General features: G+C 51.3%; 17 protein-coding genes. 3 read left to right on the top strand and 14 right to left on the bottom strand.

All coding sequences use genetic code 11. From position 1 onward, the window contains the following. Window positions 1–101: 101 nt before the first annotated feature. Both PGW97_RS02700 and nhaA read right to left on the bottom strand, forming a co-directional pair. Window positions 102–371 (bottom strand): hypothetical protein, encoded by a 270-nt coding sequence (locus tag PGW97_RS02700; protein ID WP_047886479.1) that lies wholly within the window; start codon window positions 369–371, stop codon window positions 102–104. A 1-nt stretch (window position 372) separates the two neighbouring features. Next, window positions 373–1,530, bottom strand: coding sequence for a Na+/H+ antiporter NhaA (nhaA, locus tag PGW97_RS02695; RefSeq protein ID WP_047886478.1), 1,158 nt, complete (start codon window positions 1,528–1,530; stop codon window positions 373–375). A 480-nt stretch (window positions 1,531–2,010) separates the two neighbouring features. On the opposite strand from nhaA, the gene PGW97_RS02690 reads away from it, so the two are divergent. Then, window positions 2,011–3,156 (top strand): Na/Pi symporter, encoded by a 1,146-nt coding sequence (locus tag PGW97_RS02690; protein WP_047886477.1) that lies wholly within the window; start codon window positions 2,011–2,013, stop codon window positions 3,154–3,156. Window positions 3,157–3,278: 122 nt separating this feature from the next. On the opposite strand, the gene PGW97_RS02685 is transcribed toward PGW97_RS02690, so the two are convergent. The 5 genes from PGW97_RS02685 to rppH form a co-directional block, all read right to left on the bottom strand. Continuing rightward, complete coding sequence (locus tag PGW97_RS02685) at window positions 3,279–4,130, bottom strand: thymidylate synthase (RefSeq protein WP_047886476.1); 852 nt, start codon at window positions 4,128–4,130, stop codon at window positions 3,279–3,281. A 135-nt stretch (window positions 4,131–4,265) separates the two neighbouring features. After that, window positions 4,266–5,072 carry a prolipoprotein diacylglyceryl transferase gene (gene lgt / locus PGW97_RS02680; protein ID WP_217392156.1) on the bottom strand — a complete coding sequence of 269 codons (807 nt, stop codon included), beginning with the start codon at window positions 5,070–5,072 and terminating at the stop codon, window positions 4,266–4,268. Window positions 5,073–5,111: 39 nt separating this feature from the next. Continuing rightward, complete coding sequence (locus PGW97_RS02675) at window positions 5,112–5,954, bottom strand: sulfite exporter TauE/SafE family protein (protein ID WP_047886474.1); 843 nt, start codon at window positions 5,952–5,954, stop codon at window positions 5,112–5,114. A gap of 5 nt (window positions 5,955–5,959) precedes the next feature. Then, on the bottom strand, window positions 5,960–8,215 hold the full coding sequence (ptsP, locus tag PGW97_RS02670) for a phosphoenolpyruvate--protein phosphotransferase (RefSeq protein ID WP_217392157.1): 2,256 nt from the start codon (window positions 8,213–8,215) through the stop codon (window positions 5,960–5,962). Between the two features lie 26 nt (window positions 8,216–8,241). Further along, on the bottom strand, window positions 8,242–8,760 hold the full coding sequence (gene rppH / locus PGW97_RS02665; protein ID WP_047886472.1) for an RNA pyrophosphohydrolase: 519 nt from the start codon (window positions 8,758–8,760) through the stop codon (window positions 8,242–8,244). A gap of 757 nt (window positions 8,761–9,517) precedes the next feature. On the opposite strand from rppH, the gene mutH reads away from it, so the two are divergent. Beyond that, on the top strand, window positions 9,518–10,186 hold the full coding sequence (mutH, locus tag PGW97_RS02660; protein ID WP_047886471.1) for a DNA mismatch repair endonuclease MutH: 669 nt from the start codon (window positions 9,518–9,520) through the stop codon (window positions 10,184–10,186). Between the two features lie 135 nt (window positions 10,187–10,321). Here the strand turns inward: mutH and PGW97_RS02655 are convergent, their stop codons facing one another. After that, window positions 10,322–10,627 carry a DUF6482 family protein gene (locus PGW97_RS02655; protein ID WP_047886619.1) on the bottom strand — a complete coding sequence of 102 codons (306 nt, stop codon included), beginning with the start codon at window positions 10,625–10,627 and terminating at the stop codon, window positions 10,322–10,324. Window positions 10,628–10,798: 171 nt separating this feature from the next. Here PGW97_RS02655 and PGW97_RS02650 point away from each other — a divergent pair, with 171 nt between their 5' ends. Continuing rightward, window positions 10,799–11,833, top strand: coding sequence for an NADP(H)-dependent aldo-keto reductase (locus PGW97_RS02650; RefSeq protein WP_047886470.1), 1,035 nt, complete (start codon window positions 10,799–10,801; stop codon window positions 11,831–11,833). A 223-nt stretch (window positions 11,834–12,056) separates the two neighbouring features. On the opposite strand, the gene PGW97_RS02645 is transcribed toward PGW97_RS02650, so the two are convergent. From PGW97_RS02645 to prfB, 6 genes are all read right to left on the bottom strand, one after another. Continuing rightward, window positions 12,057–12,302 (bottom strand): hypothetical protein, encoded by a 246-nt coding sequence (locus PGW97_RS02645; protein WP_047886469.1) that lies wholly within the window; start codon window positions 12,300–12,302, stop codon window positions 12,057–12,059. A gap of 391 nt (window positions 12,303–12,693) precedes the next feature. Further along, window positions 12,694–14,028, bottom strand: coding sequence for a sigma-54-dependent transcriptional regulator (locus PGW97_RS02640; RefSeq protein ID WP_047886468.1), 1,335 nt, complete (start codon window positions 14,026–14,028; stop codon window positions 12,694–12,696). A gap of 224 nt (window positions 14,029–14,252) precedes the next feature. After that, window positions 14,253–15,521, bottom strand: a complete 1,269-nt coding sequence (locus tag PGW97_RS02635; protein WP_047886467.1) for a dicarboxylate/amino acid:cation symporter — start codon at window positions 15,519–15,521, stop codon at window positions 14,253–14,255. A gap of 496 nt (window positions 15,522–16,017) precedes the next feature. Continuing rightward, a complete protein-coding gene (locus PGW97_RS02630) occupies window positions 16,018–16,437 on the bottom strand; it encodes a hypothetical protein (protein WP_273858554.1) in 420 nt (139 codons plus the stop codon). 138 nt (window positions 16,438–16,575) lie between these two features. Next, on the bottom strand, window positions 16,576–18,081 hold the full coding sequence (gene lysS / locus PGW97_RS02625) for a lysine--tRNA ligase (protein ID WP_273858552.1): 1,506 nt from the start codon (window positions 18,079–18,081) through the stop codon (window positions 16,576–16,578). Window positions 18,082–18,114: 33 nt separating this feature from the next. Then, a protein-coding gene (prfB, locus tag PGW97_RS02620) for a peptide chain release factor 2 (protein WP_107193815.1) occupies window positions 18,115–19,213 on the bottom strand; the annotation gives its coding sequence in 2 pieces (ribosomal slippage) (window positions 18,115–19,137 and window positions 19,139–19,213; 1,098 coding nt in all). Between the last annotated feature and the right edge of the window lie 309 nt (window positions 19,214–19,522).

Genomic DNA, 19,522 nt, shown 5'->3' with positions numbered 1-19,522 from the left:
TGAGCTTCCGGGACCTTCAACTCAAAATGTCTCTCGATTCAGGTTAACGCCACTGCTGACAGGCCATCTTGGGTCGCACAGCCAGTAGCGGTGAGTTAACGTCAGAATACTTGTGGTACTGAGGCTGTTTTTTGCTCAGTCTGGGCCATTTTCCGATAACGCTCTCCGACCCGTTGTTCCAGTGCCCGGGAGCGGAAGCCGTCTTGCGCTTCAGCCATCGAGGCCGTTCGCGCCGTCTTTCCGTCGTTCAAGCCAGCCAGGTAAGCCTGACACACTTCTGAATTGCTTGCTGCGGTACAGCCCTGATAATCAGGCGCCGAAATCACCGCCGCAGAGAACAGCATAGAAACCAGATACAGAGAACGTTTCATCTTATACCTCCTTGTTAGGCAAGGCACGGCTTAGCAGGAAGTAACCAATCACTGCAGAGGCCGTAGACCCTATCAGGATCCCCAGTCGAGAATAGGTACTGAAGTCTTCCGGTGCACCGACAAAGGCCAGTGACGAGATGAAGATCGACATCGTAAAACCGATACCACACAGTACAGAGACCGCAAAAATATGTTTAAAGCCAATACCTTCCGGCATTTTCGCCCAACCAGCCTTCACTGCCAGGTAGCTTGCGGTGAAAATACCCAGCGGCTTACCAATCAACAGGCCAAGCGCAATACCCAGCGGCAGCATCGATGTCAGGCCTGCCAGTGAGACACCTTCCAGCGAGATACCTGCGTTTGCGAAGGCAAACAGCGGTAGAATCAGGTACGCCACATACGGGTGCAGGGCATGCTCCAGATGCTTCAGCGGTGAATGCTGATCACTGTGGCCTTCTTTCCCAGAGAGCGGGATAGCAAAGCCCAACACAACCCCAGCCAGCGTCGCGTGGACACCCGACTTCAGCACACTGACCCAAAGCACCGCACCCACAATCAGATACCAGGACAACTTGGTGACATTTTTCGCGTTCATGATGAACAGGGCGGCGGTTGATGCAAACGCAACAGCCAAAGCAATGGTCGACAGATCGCTGCTGTAGAACAGTGCGATAATCACGATTACGCCTAGGTCATCAATGATGGCTAGTGCCAGCAAGAACACTTTCAGTGAAACCGGTACACGGTTACCCAGCAGCGCCATGATGCCCAAGGCAAACGCAATGTCTGTCGCAGCCGGGATTGCCCAGCCCTGGATCGCCAGAGGGTCGTTCATGTTAAACAGGCTATACACCAGTGCCGGGGCAATCATGCCGCCGACCGCGGCAATCGCCGGGAATATCGCTTTTTCTTTAGTATTCAGGGCACCTTCAATCAGCTCGCGCTTAACTTCCAGGCCGATCAGCAGGAAAAAGATTGCCATCAGGCCATCATTAATCCAGTGAGCGACAGAAAGTCCGGCTACATAGCTATGCAGGGTGTGGTTATACACATCCTGCAGTGGTGAGTTGGCAATGATCATCGCGATCACTGCCGCAATAATCAGAATGATTCCGCCAGCGGACTCTAATTTTAAAAATTTACGAATTGCATCGGTCATCGACCGGAACTCCTTTCCATGAAACGAATGTCACAATAAAAAAGTAAAATTAGTTTAGTCGTCACACCGCCAAACTGTTAAGTCGTTTGTTTAGAAGTAAACACTCGGGAAAACCGATGATTTAAACCTTATAGAAAGTAATATCCGCACTATTGCAATTTTGACTCAAAAGCCGATACACAACGCGCCAGATTTATTAAAACTCACTCGAAAAAACCAAATTATTCTCAAAAAACAGTAAAATCATGGTCTAATTCACAAAATCATCAGAGCCCAACAAACCAATTAAAAATCAGCAAGTAACAGACAAAGTAAAGAATTAATGACAACCAGAACCAGAGTTTATTGCTCATAAAATAACCACAAAATGACTTTATGACAGGCAGTGTCATATTTCTGAAATATAACCCCTCTACCATCGCCGACAGATTTCAATGAAATGACACTCAAACGACATATTCCTGTCACGGAGAAATGATTATGACTACCCAAGCCACTACTGCTGAACAACCAATAAGCAGCTCTATGCGCTTGGTCCGCTGGGCAAACCTGGCGTTCATGCTGTATGTCCTGCTTGTCGCCGTTTCAACGGTAAGCAGCGGCTTCAAACTGTCTGTCGGTGAACAAGCTAAAACGCTTTTTGAATTTGCCTCTCATCCGATTGCCGGTTTGATGATTGGTCTGGTCGCGACATCGCTGATCCAGTCCTCCAGTACGGTAACGTCGATCATCGTCGGTCTGGTAGCCGGCGGCCTGCCAGTGGAAACAGCGATTCCAATGGTAATGGGTGCCAACATCGGTACCACTCTGACCAATACGCTGGTCAGCCTAGGTCACGCACGCTGTAAAGAAGAATTCCGCCGCGCCTTTGCCAGTGCCACTGTTCACGACTTCTTTAATCTGCTGGCGGTCTTTATCTTCCTGCCGCTCGAAATGATGTTTGGCCTGTTGGACAAAGTCTCTTCTTGGCTGGTATCCCCGATGCTGGATGCGGGCAACATGAGCATGAATGGCATGAACTTCATGAAAGTGGTGACCAAGCCGGGCGTCGAGCTGATCAAAGCCCCACTGGAAGGCATGGGCTCGATGGGTGGTGTGTTCATGATCTTAGTCGGTATCGGTCTGATCTTCGTGTCAATCACCGCGATGGGTAAACTGATGCGCAGCCTGATGGTTGGCCGAGCTCGCGACATCCTGAAAAGCGCAATTGGTCGCGGTCCTATGCACGGTATTGCATCAGGAACACTGGTTACCGTTCTGGTTCAGTCGTCTTCAACCACGACCAGTCTGATGGTACCGCTGGTTGGTACCGGCGTGCTGAAAGTGCGTGACGTCTACCCGTTTACACTGGGTGCGAACATCGGTACCTGTATTACCGCCCTGCTGGCCGCTACAGCTGTTACCGGTGAGTTCGCAGTATTCGCGTTGCAAATCGCGCTGGTTCACCTGTCATTCAACGTGCTGGCCACTCTGCTGATTTACGGTGTACCGTTCCTGCGTGAATTGCCACTGAAAGGCGCTTTCTTCCTGGGTGACCTGGGTACGAAAAGCAAAGCAGCGGTTGCTGCCTACATCGGCCTGGTATTTATTGCCCTGCCAAGCTCAATCCTGGCACTGACAGCCTAAGTAAGCGACCACAGGCTGAGAAACCAAATACAAAAAGCCCCGCAGCACTGCTGCGGGGCTTTTTCTTTTCTGTCGGAAACGGTGCTATTACATTTCACTGGCACTCGCCCAAGAGCGAAAGCTTAAACCGAAAACGGATACTTAATCGGATCATGGTGCTGATAGCCAACCACCTCAAAGTCATCCATGGTGACCCAAGTTTCCAAGTCTTCCAGCGATTTAATGTCCGGGTTGATAATCAGCTGCGGTGATGGGAACGGCTCACGTTTAAGCTGTACATCGCGCATCAGTTCCAGCTGGTCTTCGTAAATGTGTGCATTCACAATCTTGTGGTAAGCCTGACCGGCTTTGTGCCCGGTAATCTGCGCCACCAGTGCCAGCAGTGTGTAAACCTGAATCTGGTTGAAGTTCAGGCCCAGAGGGACATCACAAGAACGCTGGTAACTGGTCAGGTACAACGTATCACCCAGCAGTGAGAAAGTATGAGTGTGCATACAAGGACGCAGACAGCCCATGTCGAATTCTCCCGGGTTGTAAAACGTCAGAATTTCGCCCCGGTCATCAATCCCCTGGCTGAGGTCGTCAACAATTTTGCGCAGCTGATCGATGGTGGTGCCGTCTGGTTTACGCCAGCTTCGCCCCTGAACCCCGTAGACGCGGCCCATGTCATCTTCGCCTTTACGGTGCGGATTGTTCAGCCAGGCTGCGTTGTCATTGGCGTTCATGTCCCAGGTTTTCGTGCCCAACGCACGAAAATCGGCGGCATTGTCATAGCCGCGAATATAACCCAGCAGCTCGGCAATCGCGGCTTTCCAGAAGCTTTTACGGGTGGTGATCAGCGGAAACTGGTTGTTGGCTACATCGTAGGTTAAATCGGCATTGATCACCGTACGGCAACGCTTGCCCGTGCGCTGGTTTTCGACCCACACCCCTTCGTCAACTATGCGCTGACACAATTCTAAATACTGCTTCATTCCGCTGATCCAAACTTACAAAAAATTAGGGGCAATTCTACCGAAAAATGGCCAATTCAGCGACTGGGAATCGCACCGCCCGGAGACAAAAAAGGCAGCCTTCTCAGGCTGCCTTTGGGGTACATAGCTGACAGTTTATGCAGTCTTGCTTTTCGGCTGGCATTTGTATGCCCACAGCATCATCAGTGCACCGGCAATCACCATCGGCAAAGACAGGATCTGCCCCATACTGATCCAGCCGCCAAACAAGCCAAGATGGGCATCCGGTTCACGGAAGTACTCAACGATAAACCGGAAGCTACCGTAACCAAACAAGAACAGGCCAGATACCGCACCTGCCGGACGCGGTTTACGGATAAACACGTTCAGAATGAGCAGCAGTACAACCCCTTCTAGGAAAAATTCATACAACTGAGACGGATGACGCGGTAGCGGCCCGCCAGTCGGGAACACCATGCCCCATGGCATGTCCGTCGGGCGTCCCCACAATTCGCCATTGATGAAGTTCCCCAGTCGGCCAACCCCCAGCCCAAACGGCACCAGTGGCGCAATAAAGTCAGCCACATTAAAGAAGGTACGGTTGTGTCGGTAGGCGTACCAGAACATCGCCGTAATCACACCCAACAGACCACCGTGGAACGACATCCCGCCGGTCCATACCTTAAACAGGTACAGCGGGTTATCGAGGAACATGTCAAAGTTGTAGAACAGCACGTAGCCAATACGGCCACCCAGCACAACACCAAGGAAGCCAGCGAACAGCAGATCGCTGACCTGCTCACGTGTCCAGCCACTGCCCGGCTTATCTGCCCGACGGTTTGCCAGCCACATCGCAAAGACAAACCCCAGTAAGTACATCAGCCCATACCAGCGTATGGCCAACGGCCCGATTTCAATCAATACCGGGTCTATATTCGGAAACGTCAAATAACCTTGGCTCATCAAATCATTCTCAACATATACATAAGTTTGCCAGCTATCTTAGCCCGTAAACATTTTCACACTGACAAATAACAGAAAAATTGCAAAGATTTTTTTTAGTACCGGGGTCGGTAAACGGCTGACCCAGGCGGCACCAAAACGGGTGGTATACATGGAAGTTAGCACAATCCCCAGCAAGGCGGGCAGATACACATAGCCGATACTGAACAGCGGCAGATTCTGATCCCCCACCCCAGCAGCAATGAAACCGGCCATCCCGGCAATCGCGATCAGGGCACCGGAAAAAGAGGCGCAGCCAATGGCGCGGCGCATTTCAACACCGTGCCAGCTCAGATACGGCACCGTCAATGACCCGCCTCCGATCCCAGCCAGGCTGGATACCACACCGATCAGCCCACCCGAGCCAAATAGACGCACTCCGCCCGGCAGCGGGCGCTGTGACGAGAACCGCATAGACGCCAGCATTTGCAGCCCAAGCAACAGTACAATCACAGCAAAAATTTTCGGCAGCATATGGGACGGAACCATTTCAGCCACCACGCTGCCCCCCAGTCCCCCGAGAATCACGCCGGGCGCCAGACTGCGCACTATGGAAACATCGATGTTGCCGAGGCGAAAGTGGTTTCGCGCCGAAGCGCCGGATGTCAGCACAATACTTGCCAACGAGGTCGCCAGCGCAATATGCATCACCAGGGTTGGTTCAATGCCGGCCAGCGGCAACAACCACACCAGTGCCGGAACCACAACCAGCCCTCCGCCAATCCCCAGTAACCCGGCCAGTACCCCGACAACGGCACCCAAGCCCAGACACACAGCAAACAGCCAGATTTCATTGCTGTAAGCAGCAAACAGGCTCAGCGGCCCCGCAAAATTTTCAGTCATTTTCTCTATTTACCAGCCCGAATAAACCCACCCAGGCCATGTCCATCAACAAATTCAGTGGTTTTGGCACGAACATCCGCCGCGACAGTTGCCTTCAGCGCATAATCGGCCAACTGCTCCATCTCCGTGACCGGTATATGGCGCAGAATATATTTTATTTTGGCGACGTTTCGGGTATTCATACTCAAAGAGCGATACCCCATCCCTACCAGCAGCAGCGCACCAATCGGATCCCCCGCCAGTTCACCGCACACACTCACCGGCAGCTGATACTGACGGCTGGTTTCAATAATGTGCTTGAGCGCGTGCAGTACTGCAGGGTGCAACGCATCATAGACACCGGCAACCCTGGCGTTGTTCCGGTCCACGGCCAGCAAATACTGGGTCAGGTCATTGCTGCCGACGGATATGAAGTCCACCCGATCTTTGAGTACCGGCAGCTGATAGAGGATGGAAGGCACTTCAATCATGATCCCGATGCGCGGGCGGCGTAGGCGGTAGCCCTGCTCCAGCGCAATGCTGGCCACCTCGGTATACGCACGTTCAATCAGTCGCAGCGATTCATCCAGCTCCGCAATGCCGGAAATCATCGGCAGCAGGATATCCATGTTGTCGAACCCAATACTGGCCCGCAGCATCGCCCTGACCTGCATCAGGAAAATTTCCGGATGATCGAGCGTAAAACGGATCCCGCGCCAGCCAAGGAAAGGATTATCTTCTTCAATCGTGAGGTAGGGCAACGGTTTATCCCCACCAATATCCAGTGTACGCATAACAACCGGTTTGTCACGGTAGGTGGAAAGTATCGAACGGTATTGCTGGGTTTGCTCTTCCTCTGAAGGGAAGCTGCGCTGCATCAGGAACGGCACTTCGGTCCGGTACAGCCCAACGCCGTCCACGCCACGATTTACCGCAATGCTGGTATCGGCACTGAGCCCGGCGTTCAGGTAGACGTGAATACGCTCTCCGTCCTGCGTTTTCGCCGGCTTCCCTAAATCGCCTTCGACGACTTTGGCCAGCTCATTCTCTTCCCGCAGCAGGCGGGTGTATTCTGCCAATACATGCCGATTGGGGTTGACCAGCAGATCACCACGGTACCCATCGACAATAACCCGGCAGTTGTGAATTTTTTCCGGTACAAAGTCCACCCCCATAATCGCGGGGATACCCAGTGCCCGCGACAGAATAGCCGCGTGCGAGTTGGCCGCCCCTTCCTGTGACACCACCGCCGCCAGTTTATCGCGCGGCACACTGGCCAGCATGCCGGCAGTCAGCTCCCGGGTCAGCAGGACGATCGGCTCGTCCCATTCAATGTCTGCCACTTCGTCGTTATGGAGGAAGAACAGCAACCGCTGGCCCAGCTCGCGAATATCCCGCGCCCGCTCTTTGAGATAGCTGTCTTTCATATTGGCAAAGCGCGCGGAATAAATTTCAACGACCTGACGAATGGCCCACTCAGCCAGATCGCCTCCCGCCACCTTACTGAACAGATCTTTTCGCAGCATCGGGTCGTTGAGTAGGTGACTGAACAGATCAAATATTGCCAGCGTTTCTTTGTGTAGCTCGCTGTCAAAGCGCTTACGAAGCCGACGGAACTCCGCACTGGCCATTTCAATGGCAATGCTTAGCCGCTCTTGCTCGGCTTCTGAATCCAGGCAGGATGCCGGAGCGATCGCTTCCAGACGGGGTTGATTATCATCCCACCAGGCGCGGGCAATCGCCACACCGGTTGATGCTGCAGAGCCCATCAGGTGTAAGCCGTCATGCTGATCCGGCCACATGCCCTGAGCTTTGGCGTGGGCAAGGATCATCGCCAACTGGGCAGCCAGCGTGACCATGAAAGATTCTTCGCTTTCGTCAAATTCGCGCTGATCGCGCTGCTGAATAACCAGCACGCCCAGTACCTGGCGCTGGTGAATGATCGGGGTACCGAAAAAAGAGCCGAAGACTTCTTCCCCGGTGCCCGGGATGTGCTTGAAATGAGGATGATGCTGAGCATCTGCAACGTTGATGGGTTCGGCGCGTTCCGCCACCAGCCCCACCAACCCTTCACCAAAGGCTAAGCCGACATGGCGGTGCGGTTTAGTCAGCCCCTGCGTTGCCATCAGGGTGTAGCGTCTGCGTCGGTTGTCGACAATGTACACAGAGCAGCACTCCGTTTTCATTGCCTTGCACGTGCTGACCACCAACTGATCTAGCGCATCAAGCAGACTTGGTGCACTTGCTACTTTTTCAACAATTTCTCTCAGTTGTGTCAGCATCTCCCGCCTGCTCCACTTCGTTTGGATCAGCTCCGTTTAACCCGGCGCTTCCTGCGTTCCTTGCGCTCCTTAAACGGCATGGCCATTGCCGCAAATTCTTTCAGCGCCCGCCGGTAGACATCCCGCTTAAAGGACACAACCTGACGCACCGGGTACCAGTAGCTGACCCAACGCCAACCATCAAACTCCGGTGTGCTGCCACGCTGCATGTTCACCTTTGACTCATCACATTCTAGGCTAAGCAAAAACCATTTCTGCTTCTGCCCGATACAAACAGGCTTAGAATCCCAGCGTACCAAACGCTTCGGCAGTTTGTAGCGCAGCCAGTGACGGCTGGTTGCAATAATCCGAACATCTTTCTTGGTAAGCCCCACTTCCTCATACAGTTCCCGGTACATGGCTTGTTCGGGGGTTTCTCCCTCATCAATGCCTCCCTGGGGAAACTGCCAGGAATGTTGTCCATATCGTCGAGCCCAGAATACTTGGCCATGGCTATTGCAGATCACGATTCCCACATTCGGGCGGTATCCATCGCCATCAATCACTGGACGACCTCAAGTATAAATCTCTATTAACAGTGATTTTTTCACAGACAATGCTGGGGGTAAACAAACATTCTTATTTATCATTCTATTTTCTTACTGAAGCCTCACTTTCTGGATAACTTTTCAGCTCCGCTGGTTTTATAAACAGAGCAATGAGACCTAGGCCACATTTATACACGTTTTCTGTGGATAGATTTGTGAAGAAGCCGTAAATCCCGCTGTTTTATCCTTAAAACCCCCACGAAAACCGCCATACCCCAAGATCGAAAAAATCAAAAAATAAATTACAAAACAATAACTAACAAAACAAAACCCCATAAACCCTGAATTCATAGCAAATGCCATAACTTAAAAAACCGGGATCGGTTAAAGATCCACCACCCTTGACGTTATCCACATCAAAAATCATCAACCGCTCAATAATAACGCAACCAAGCGCGCAAAATAACAACACACCCCTGTATGAATCCTCAGTTTTCAGGCTGAATGGAATGCATACCTCCCCACCTGTGGATAACTAATTCTGTAAGATCATTCTGCTTTTATCCCGGAGAGGTCAGAAACGTAACCCAGCTAAATATCATTAGAAATTAAAAATAAAATCAATAGCTTATTATTATCACCTGCGCATATTGCTGCATCATTACGGTGATCAGCCCTATGAGGGATGATCCTTATCTCTCCGCTGTTCTCCACTTTATGATTCATCCTACGGCCTGTGGTAGGATAGCGAGCCACAGTGTGAGGTACCGTAACGATGCAACCAACCCCAAAAACTGAACAGGAACTCCTGGAGCGAGCCCAGTCTCTGGCCGGCCTGACTCTGGGCGAACTGGCCGATGCAGCCGGCATGATCACGCCTCCGGATCTGCGTCGTGATAAAGGCTGGGTGGGACAGTTGCTGGAATGGCATCTTGGCGCCACCGCCGGCAGTAAACCGGTACCGGATTTCGCTGAACTGGGGATCGAACTCAAGACAATCCCGATTGGCTACAACGGCAAACCGCTGGAAACAACCTTCGTCTGTGTTGCCCCGTTGATCGGCCTGCAGGGAGTCAGTTGGGAAAACAGCCACATCCGCCATAAACTGGCGCGCGTCCTGTGGATGCCGGTTGAAGGGGAGCGGGATATTCCGCTCGGGGATCGTCATGTCGGCTCCCCCCTGCTCTGGAGCCCGTCACCGGAGGAAGAACAGCAACTCCGGCGTGACTGGGAAGAGTTGATGGACATGATTGTCCTCGGTCAGGTTGAGCAGATCACGGCCCGCCATGGCGAGGTCTTACAATTGCGGCCGAAAGCCGCAAACGGGCGGGTACTGACTGAAGCCTACGGTGCCAACGGTCAGCCGATAAAAACGCAGCCGCGTGGCTTCTACCTGAAAACCCCGTTCACGGCGAGCCTGCTGGAACGATACTTTGTCATCTAATAACGCAGTGATCTCATACCGCAGAGCTCAAAAAACTCATCATATAAGCACCTCACTCATCGCCACGTTCTGACACCAGTAACCTCAAAATCCAGTAAGGGCAGGCAAACAGGCGGCGACGCAACAAGTTCAGGCTTACAGCGCAATCGTCATATCCTGCTGGCAACTGCCCGACTGGCCATCGGTCGACATACATTCATCGTGTGGATCGGTCACTCTCAGGGTCACGGAGGAGATACCGAGAGGTTTGAGCAGCTCTCTAACCTGTTCAATTGATTGAAATGTCACCATTTGGTCATTGTCATCTTTCAGCGGCTCCAGCTGATTTTTATACTCCACTTCCATCAAATAATCCGCACATCCGGCATAACTGGTCAGAATACAGCGCGGCATATCTCCCTGCTCTGACCGGGTCCAGTGTTTAAACTGTGACAGTTTCATAATCTCTCCCATCGCTTTCCGTCCAGTAACTATTGGTCAGAACTGCAACATCATCAAGCTGCTAGGATGAATTTCCAGGGTTTACCTGCTCTTCTCAGAGCCGCTGACACAGGATATAGTCATATTAGGGTCCGCCCACAATTTGACAGGCTAGCAGTCCAAGGAGGGCTGATGAAATACCATAAAATTCCTCACTCCACCCTGGAGGTGAGCAAAATTTGTCTTGGCACCATGACCTTTGGTGAACAGAACAGTGAACAGGATGCTCACAGCCAACTGGATTTTGCTTTTGAGCGCGGTGTGAACTTTATCGACACCGCTGAAATGTACCCAGTCCCCCCAAAACCGGAAACACAGGGACTGACCGAAACCTATATCGGCAGCTGGCTGAAAAAGACCGGTCGCCGTGACAAAGTGGTGCTGGCGACCAAAGTTGCCGGGCCTCGTAACCTTCCCTATATCCGCCCGGATATGGCGCTGGATCGCCGCAATATCCACGATGCCGTCGAAGACAGCCTGAACCGTCTGCAAACGGACTATATCGATCTTTACCAGCTGCACTGGCCCCAGCGGGAAACCAACTGCTTCGGTCAGCTGAATTATGAATATAAAGAAGATCACTCCGGCGTCACAATCACTGATACTCTGGAAGCGCTGGCTGAACTGGTACGTGCGGGTAAAATTCGCTACATCGGCTTGTCGAACGAAACGCCATGGGGCGTGATGTCGTTCCTGCGTCTGGCAGAAAAACATGAGCTGCCGCGCGTCGTTTCCATTCAGAACCCTTACAACCTGCTCAACCGCAGCTTTGAAGTCGGATTGTCCGAGATCAGCCACCATGAGGGCGTTGAGCTACTGGCTTACTCACCACTGGCATTCGGCACACTGAGCGGCAAATACCTCAACGGTGCCCGCCCGGAAGGTGCCCGGTGTACATTGTTTGAACGCTTCCAGCGCTACTTTAACCCTCAGGGTATTGCGGCGGCCGCAGCCTATGTGGATGTGGCACGTAAGCACGGCCTGGATCCGGCGCAAATGGCATTGGCCTTTGTAAACCAGCGTCCGTTCGTTGCTTCTAACATCATCGGTGCTACTAACCTGGAACAACTGGAAGCGAATATCGCGAGTATCGATCTGACGCTAAGTGACGAAGTACTGGCCGATCTGCAAGCGGTCGGAATTCAATACTCTAACCCTTGTCCTTAATATCGCCCGGTTATCACTGGCAGCCATAAAAAAAGCCCCCGTAAAAACGGGGGCAGTATGACATCAGCTCAACCAACCCAATCAATATGAGTTGATAGTTTTCACTTTAATGATTCCCCTTCCCCACCACCAGATGCCTTTCGTCGCAAATCGTTGTGAAGTGTTACAAGGGATAAACCGTCAAAATCGTATCCCCGCCAAGTCTTGCCCGACGGGGACACTATTACGTTACAAGTCTCGATCGGTACTTGTTGCGCAGACGCTGAGTTTTGCGTCCAGCCGGGGTCAGCAGACGATCCGACGCAATAAATTGCTCCTTGTCGATGCCGATATCACGACGTATATGGACCGACAGATGTGGAATATGTACCTGAATACGGCGGTGCTCATGACGCCATTGGGCGGCTTCGCGTTGCAGATCCAGTTGGATAAAGAAAACAGCAAGACGTAAATAGACTGATTGGCGCATTATCGTGCTCTCCATAAAGGTTAAGAGTATTGGAGGGACGCGAAAACACTGCCGTTTCAGGCTGACAACTTAAGCAAAAAAAGACTTAACTAGCCGCGACAGGTATCCGCGGCCCATTTACACAGCGGATTGCCGTTAGTGAAATTGTTTGAACGGGGTATCACCGAAAGAACAATTTTTTGTATTCAGTAGATTTTGCATCACTTGTTCCTCCGGTAATAAGTTATAAAGATGTGAAATATGGAGTTATTGTAAACAAACACGCTTACAAAACAAGCAGATATTCGCTACAGCAAAAATTACACGATAATCTTCCGGTAATCGTGGTACACCGGTGAGAAATCAGGCTGGATACTCCGGCTTACATATGAAACACAGAGCATCGAACGGTTCAGCTTTGCCGGAAATGTCGCGGCGGGGGCACCAGATCGTGCTTATTCAGCAACCGGTACATGGTCGCCCGCGAGACCCCAAGCTCACGGGCCGCGGCTGAAATCTGGCCTTTGTTGTTTTCCAGTACGGCCAGCAAGGCACCACGTTCGGAGTCTTCACGGATTTTCTTGAGACTTTGGCGATCATCCGCCAGCCTCGGTAAATCAAAATGCTCGTCGTCCAGTTCTTTGCCATCAGCCAGCAGGATTGCCCGCTTAATCTGGCTGATCAGTTCTCGCACATTACCGGGCCACGAATAACTGCTGATCAGGCGTTTAGCCTCTTCGGTGATATGCTTGACCGGGCTGTTGTACTGCCGGGCAAATTTGAGCAGCAGGTACTCCGCCAGCAGCACAATATCGTCCCCTCGCTCCCGCAACGCCGGAACAGTCAGGCTAAGGATATTCAGGCGGTAATAAAGCTCTTCCCGCAGGCAACCCGATTCCAGCAACTCCTCCGGGGTATAGCGGGTCGCTGCAATCAACCGAAAACGCAGATCAATCACTCGCCCGCACTCGGTCGTAAAGCGTTCATCTTTCAGCAAACGCAATAACTCCTGCTGTCGCGCAGGACTGAGCGCAGAAATTTCGTCCAGATACAGCACCCCATTGTCCGCCGCATCAAAACAACAACGCTCTGGCTGATTGCTGTTTGCTTCGAGCATCCAGCGGCTATCAAGGGATTCACAGTTCACAATGACAAACGCCCCTTTTGAGCGGGTCGATGCCTGATGAATCGCCTGCGCCACCAGCTCTTTTCCGGTGCCGATTTCTCCCTGAATCAGTACCGGCATATCTGACATCGCCAGCCGTTTGACCTGATGACGCAGTTTTTTCATGGCCGTCTGTTCACCCTGCAAGCCATGTTGACCAAACTGCCCTAACTGAGGCCAGACCCGCCGCTCAAGCCGCAGCATCCCGAGCTGATGCCCGATCGTTTTAAGCAATTGAGATTCAGGTACCGGCGCCGTGAAATAGTCGATACAGAAACTGACGATAAACTGGCAGATAGCATCGTGCTGCAGTTGATCATCCCGGACCAGAGCCAGCCAGCGCGCCTGCTTGTTGCGGGTAATCACACCGGCAATTCCTTGCAAACTGAAATCATCACGGGTCAGGTCGACAACCCCGATACAGGGACCGGTTTCCAGCAACAGGTTTTCAGCCGCCCGGAGATCATCACATCTATGGCAAAGCCAGCCGGCACGTTCCAGGGCGGTCGACCAGGGAATATCCCCACTTCCCAGCACCAGGAGTGTTCCAAGCAACGAGTTATTTTTCTTCACTTTGTCCATTCAGCGTACCTTTCCCGTGTCAGAGCCAGCATTATCGTGGCGCCCTGTCATGCAGTCATACCATGACGGGGAGTTTCTGCCAGTAAGGATCTTATGTTGCCTACCCGATCAAATGCAACTTGTTTACTATCCAATTTGTAACTAACCGTATTGATACAAAAAATTGTGGTACCAAAACACAAAAAGCGCCCGCAGGCGCTTTTTTTTCCGGTAGGGTTTGTGACTTAACTCACTTTAATGACTTCAGGTTCATCAAGTTCAGCATCAATTTCATTCTCGGTTTTGGCCACAATGGTGTTAACCGCAGTATCACCCACAACGTTTGAGCTGGTACAGAACATGTCATTGATACGGTCTACAGCAGCCACAATCGCCAGGCCTTCCGGTGGCAGACCCAGTTGGTGCAGCAACACGCCCACCATTACCACGCCACCACCCGGTACACCACCAGCACCAATCGACAGCAGTAGGATGGTCAGACCCAGTGTCACCACATCGGCGCTGTTAATTGGCTGGCCGAACGCATTGGCGACGAACAGGGTTGCCAGCGTGATGTAAATCGATACTCCAGACATGTTCATGGTCGCGCCCAGTGGCACACCAAATCCGGCAACCGATTTTGAAACCCCCAGTTTGTCAGTCAGTGTACGCATCGTCACCGGGATAGTGGCATTCGAACTGGCTGTCGACAGCGAGAACAGGATCTGCTCACGGGTGTGGCGCAGGAAAGTCATCGGTTTGATACCAGTTGTCAGCCCTACAGCCATCGGGTAGAAAATGAAGATCCAGAATACCAGCATGGTAATAACCAGTGCCACGTAACCCGCGACTGACATCAGCGTTTCAGCATTCAGTGTCGCGCCCAACTGTACCATCAGGGCAAATACACCGTATGGAGCCAGACTCATGACCAGCACGACCAGCTTCATCATCAGCTCATTCGCCACTTTAAAAGTGCGGATCGCCGGGCCACCGCGCGAGTCCAAAGCCTGAATTGCAAGACCTGTCAGAATCGCCATGAAGATAATCTGCAACATATCTCCATTAGCAAAAGCCTGTACTGGATTACTTGGTACGATATTAACAATCAGTGAGAAAATATCAGGGGTTTCAGTGGTAGTCAGCGTAACCGTTTCGGATACCGTACCTGCCAGATTAGCACCAGCGCCCGGCTGGAAAATCATCCCTACGGTCAGTGCTGCTGTAATCGCAATGATGGTGTTTAAAATGTATAGGGTAAAAGTTTTTCCACCAAGGCGACCAAATGCAGTGATGTCCTTCAGCTCCACAATACCGCAGACAATAGATACGAAAACCAGAGGCACGACCAGCAGTTTAATCAATGAGACAAACATCCCACCAACCCCTTCCGCCGCCCCTAGGACATAGGTATCCATCAGCGTTACGCCACTAAACAGGTATTGAATGGCCGTGCCGAGAATCAGCCCGGCAAACAAGCCTGTAAAAATCTTTCCTGATAGCGATTTGTTCATCGTCCATCTCCAGTCTGTTGTGCTTGTATATGTGTATTTAACGTCCTGCTCCCGCTGTTAACCGCGGGATACGGCGACATTTTACACAGATGCTTTTCCGGAAAAAGCGAAATATTTACACTGGAGTTACATTTCAAAAACCCAAAACAAACACTTTTAAATCACACAAATAACAGATGAAGTCACTAAAGCATTTAAATATCCATAGCTTACTGATAAACAAGACAGCATGATTAACCAAGAACACCGTTTTATTCACTCATTCATAAATGTTAAAGAGTGTGAATGGTGTCACAGCGGAAATTTACTAACTTGCGCAAAAGTTGCCCAATTTTCACTATTGGAAACTCTTTTTCTTTTATGAAGAAACAGACAATAAATGCAAATAACGGAGGATTGGGGAAAGCAAAAAGGAAGCAAAAGTAAGTAAAACTCTGACGCTGAAAAACCTTGTGTTCACAACTGAAACGGCCCCGTTGAGCCGTTTCAACGGCGGTCAGTTTTTGGCAGAGGCAAGGTGGGTCTGGCAAATTTCCGGGGTCAGTACCTCCGTTTCAAAACTCCCATTCCCCGCAAACCAGGCTCGAACACCTAACCCATGGTCAATAGCGGCTCCAAAATTCTTGCAGAGCTTAGGAAATATTTCTGCTTCCGTTTCAGCTTTATGTATTCCCCAAGTCCACCGAGGGTTAGGTAAGCGATAGATGAGCGTTAACAATGCGGTGTCTTCATCATAGTGAAAAGTTTGCATTCCGCCGCGAAATGGCACAGCAGGTTCATCATTCAGCCGTTTAAGTTGCTCGTTCAACTTAGCAGGCACCTGGCTGGCAAAATCGGAAGCGGGTGGCATTAGCTGGGTGGTCATACAGCCGGAAAACAGCACGCAGGCGGCAACAAGGGAAGCTTTTCGGTACATTCTTTCACCTGATCACAATAAGATACTCGTTTTATATAGGCAATATTTTACAGACACAGAAGAAAAAAGATGAGACATATCAAACAGAAAGAAAAAAGCCACCCGGGTGGGTGGCTTTTATAATCATTCCGCGAGAAATCAGTTCACTTGTGGACGCATCGCCGGGAACAGAATCACGTCACGGATGGTGTGCGTGTTGGTCATCAGCATCACCAGACGATCGATACCAATACCCTGACCTGCTGTTGGTGGCAGGCCGTGCTCCAGCGCAGTGATGTAATCGGCGTCGTAGAACATCGCTTCGTCATCGCCTGCATCTTTCGCTTCAACCTGTGCTTTGAAACGAGAATCCTGATCCTGGGCATCGTTCAGCTCAGAGAAGCCGTTCGCCACTTCACGACCACCGATGAAGAATTCAAAACGGTCAGTAATGAACGGGAAATCATCGTTACGACGCGCCAGTGGTGAGATATCCGCCGGGTAACCCGTGATGAACGTTGGCTGAATCAGTTTAGGTTCCGCCGTTTCACCAAAGATCTCTTCCAGCAGCTGGCCACAAGTCCAGAAATCTTCCACTTCCACGTGAACAGACTTCGCAATCGCAATCATGTGGTCACGATCCTGAACTTTGTCGTAGTCCAGCGCCTGAATATCAGCGTGGTTCGGGTTGTAGTGCTTGATCGCTTCCAGCATGCTCATGCGAGCGTAAGGACCGGCAAACTCAACGGTTTCATCGCCGTAAGGCATGCTGGTTGAACCCAGTACGTCTTGTGCGATTTTGCTTAGCATCTCTTCCGTCAGATCCATCAGATCTTTGTAGTCTGCGTACGCCATGTAGAATTCCATCATCGTGAATTCTGGGTTGTGGCGCGGAGACAGACCTTCGTTACGGAAGTTACGGTTGATTTCGAACACACGCTCGAAGCCACCAACAACCAGACGCTTCAGGTACAGCTCAGGCGCAACACGCAGGTACATGTCGATATCCAGCGCATTGTGGTGAGTCACGAACGGACGAGCTGTTGCACCACCTGGGATCACGTGCATCATTGGGGTTTCGACTTCCATGAAGCCTTTTTCCACCATGAAGTTACGGATCGCCGATACTACTTTAGAACGTACCACGAAGGCGTTACGAGAATCTTCGTTAACAATCAGGTCAACGTAACGCTGACGGTAACGCATTTCCTGGTCAGTCAGGCCGTGGAATTTTTCTGGCAGAGGACGCAGTGCTTTTGTCAGCAGGACGTACTCGTTCATGTTGACGTACAGGTCACCTTTACCTGACTTGTGCAGCGTACCTTTCACACCGATGATGTCACCGATATCCAGGCCAGAGTATTTCTCTTTCAGCTCTTTCTGCACTTCTTTGTCAGCATAAACCTGAATGCGGCCAGAGACATCCTGAATCGCCAGGAATGGGCCACGCTTAGCCATAATACGGCCAGCTACAGCAACAATGTTGCCCGCCTCTTCCAGCTCTTCTTTGCTCAGCTCACCAAATTGAGCTTGCAGATCAGCAGCCAGGCTATCGCGACGGAAATCATTTGGGTGGCCGTTTGCTTTACAACCTTCGCGGATTCTGTCTAGTTTCGCGCGACGTTCAGCAATCAGCTTATTCTCATCTTGTAATTGATCAGTCATGGGTGAACCCTTAAATACATTAACCGAACTCGGTTACAGACCCGATTTCAGGCTGGCTTCAATAAAACGGTCTAGATCGCCGTCTAGAACTGCCTGGGTGTTTCGATTTTCCACCCCGGTACGCAAATCTTTAATGCGTGAGTCATCCAGTACGTATGAACGGATCTGGCTACCCCAACCAATGTCAGACTTGGCATCTTCATTGGCCTGCTTCTCAGCATTTTGCTTTTGCATTTCAAGCTCAAACAGTTTTGCTTTCAACTGTTTCATCGCCTGATCTTTGTTCTTGTGCTGAGAACGGTCGTTCTGACACTGCACCACAGTATTGGTTGGCACGTGCGTAATACGTACCGCAGATTCGGTGGTGTTTACGTGCTGACCACCGGCACCGGATGCACGGTATACGTCAATACGCAGATCCGACGGGTTGATATCGATATCGATATTGTCATCCACTTCCGGATAAACAAACGTCGAGGCAAAAGAGGTATGACGACGGCCGCCGGAGTCGAACGGTGACTTACGAACCAGACGGTGAACGCCGGTTTCTGTGCGCAGCCAACCGTAAGCATATTCGCCGCTGATGCGGACTGTTGCCGACTTCAGACCTGCCACGTCGCCTTCAGACACTTCAATCACTTCGGTCTTGAAGCCTTTGGCTTCTGCCCAACGCAGGTACATGCGCAACATCATTGACGTCCAGTCCTGAGCTTCGGTACCACCCGAGCCCGCCTGCAGGTCAATATAACAGTCTGACGAGTCGTGATCGCCGGAGAACATGCGACGGAATTCCAGCTGTTCCAGCTTGTCTTCCAGTTCTTTCAGCTCAGGCTCGATTTCGTCAAACGTTTCCTGATCGTTCTCTTCTACCGCCAGCTCCAGCAGACCTTCGACGTCTTCAACGCCCTGATCCAGCTGATCGATAGTATCTACCACTGCTTCCAGTGCCGCACGTTCCTTACCCAGCGCCTGGGCGCGTTCAGGTTCGTTCCATACATCTGGTTGCTCTAATTCTGCATTAACCTCTTCTAGACGCTCTTTCTTAGCATCGTAGTCAAAGGTACCCCCTAAGGACGTCAGTACGTGCTGACACATCCTCAAGTCGGTTTTTAATAGGATTAATCTCGAACATTGCCACTCTTCATAGCCGAAATGGACATAACCGAAGGATTCTATCGAATTGTAGATAGAATATACAGGGGGGAAGAAAAGGAATCAGCGATTTTCTTCTCCGCCTGAGGCGCTGAAACAGTGCCGTTACCACTCAGTCATACTTTGTTTACTTCCCCTTGCTCGGCTTTGGTTGCGATAGCGGATGCAAGGCAGAAAACATTACCGTGAAAAGGCAAGGGATTACAGACGCAAACGGCAGGGCTGAGCCCTGCCGTTTGCAGACGATAACATGGAGAAAAAGCGTCTTTCCGTGACAGCATGAGAACTA

The organism is Photobacterium sp. GSS17 (genome assembly GCF_028621875.1).
GTDB classification, from domain to species: Bacteria; Pseudomonadota; Gammaproteobacteria; order Enterobacterales; family Vibrionaceae; genus Photobacterium; species Photobacterium ganghwense.
Note: the sequence above shows the minus strand (reverse complement) of the source record. Positions and strands in the feature narration are given on the sequence as shown.

Bases quoted from the DNA above. Each gene is read 5' to 3' on its own strand.
- PGW97_RS02700 (WP_047886479.1), bottom strand. From the start codon at position 371: ATGAAACGTTCTCTGTATCTGGTTTCTATGCTGTTCTCTGCGGCGGTG.
- nhaA (WP_047886478.1), bottom strand. From the start codon at position 1,530: ATGACCGATGCAATTCGTAAATTTTTAAAATTAGAGTCCGCTGGCGGA.
- PGW97_RS02690 (WP_047886477.1), top strand. From the start codon at position 2,011: ATGACTACCCAAGCCACTACTGCTGAACAACCAATAAGCAGCTCTATG.
- PGW97_RS02685 (WP_047886476.1), bottom strand. From the start codon at position 4,130: ATGAAGCAGTATTTAGAATTGTGTCAGCGCATAGTTGACGAAGGGGTG.
- lgt (WP_217392156.1), bottom strand. From the start codon at position 5,072: ATGAGCCAAGGTTATTTGACGTTTCCGAATATAGACCCGGTATTGATT.
- PGW97_RS02675 (WP_047886474.1), bottom strand. From the start codon at position 5,954: ATGACTGAAAATTTTGCGGGGCCGCTGAGCCTGTTTGCTGCTTACAGC.
- ptsP (WP_217392157.1), bottom strand. From the start codon at position 8,215: ATGCTGACACAACTGAGAGAAATTGTTGAAAAAGTAGCAAGTGCACCA.
- mutH (WP_047886471.1), top strand. From the start codon at position 9,518: ATGCAACCAACCCCAAAAACTGAACAGGAACTCCTGGAGCGAGCCCAG.
- PGW97_RS02655 (WP_047886619.1), bottom strand. From the start codon at position 10,627: ATGAAACTGTCACAGTTTAAACACTGGACCCGGTCAGAGCAGGGAGAT.
- PGW97_RS02650 (WP_047886470.1), top strand. From the start codon at position 10,799: ATGAAATACCATAAAATTCCTCACTCCACCCTGGAGGTGAGCAAAATT.
- PGW97_RS02645 (WP_047886469.1), bottom strand. From the start codon at position 12,302: ATGCGCCAATCAGTCTATTTACGTCTTGCTGTTTTCTTTATCCAACTG.
- PGW97_RS02640 (WP_047886468.1), bottom strand. From the start codon at position 14,028: ATGGACAAAGTGAAGAAAAATAACTCGTTGCTTGGAACACTCCTGGTG.
- PGW97_RS02635 (WP_047886467.1), bottom strand. From the start codon at position 15,521: ATGAACAAATCGCTATCAGGAAAGATTTTTACAGGCTTGTTTGCCGGG.
- PGW97_RS02630 (WP_273858554.1), bottom strand. From the start codon at position 16,437: ATGTACCGAAAAGCTTCCCTTGTTGCCGCCTGCGTGCTGTTTTCCGGC.
- lysS (WP_273858552.1), bottom strand. From the start codon at position 18,081: ATGACTGATCAATTACAAGATGAGAATAAGCTGATTGCTGAACGTCGC.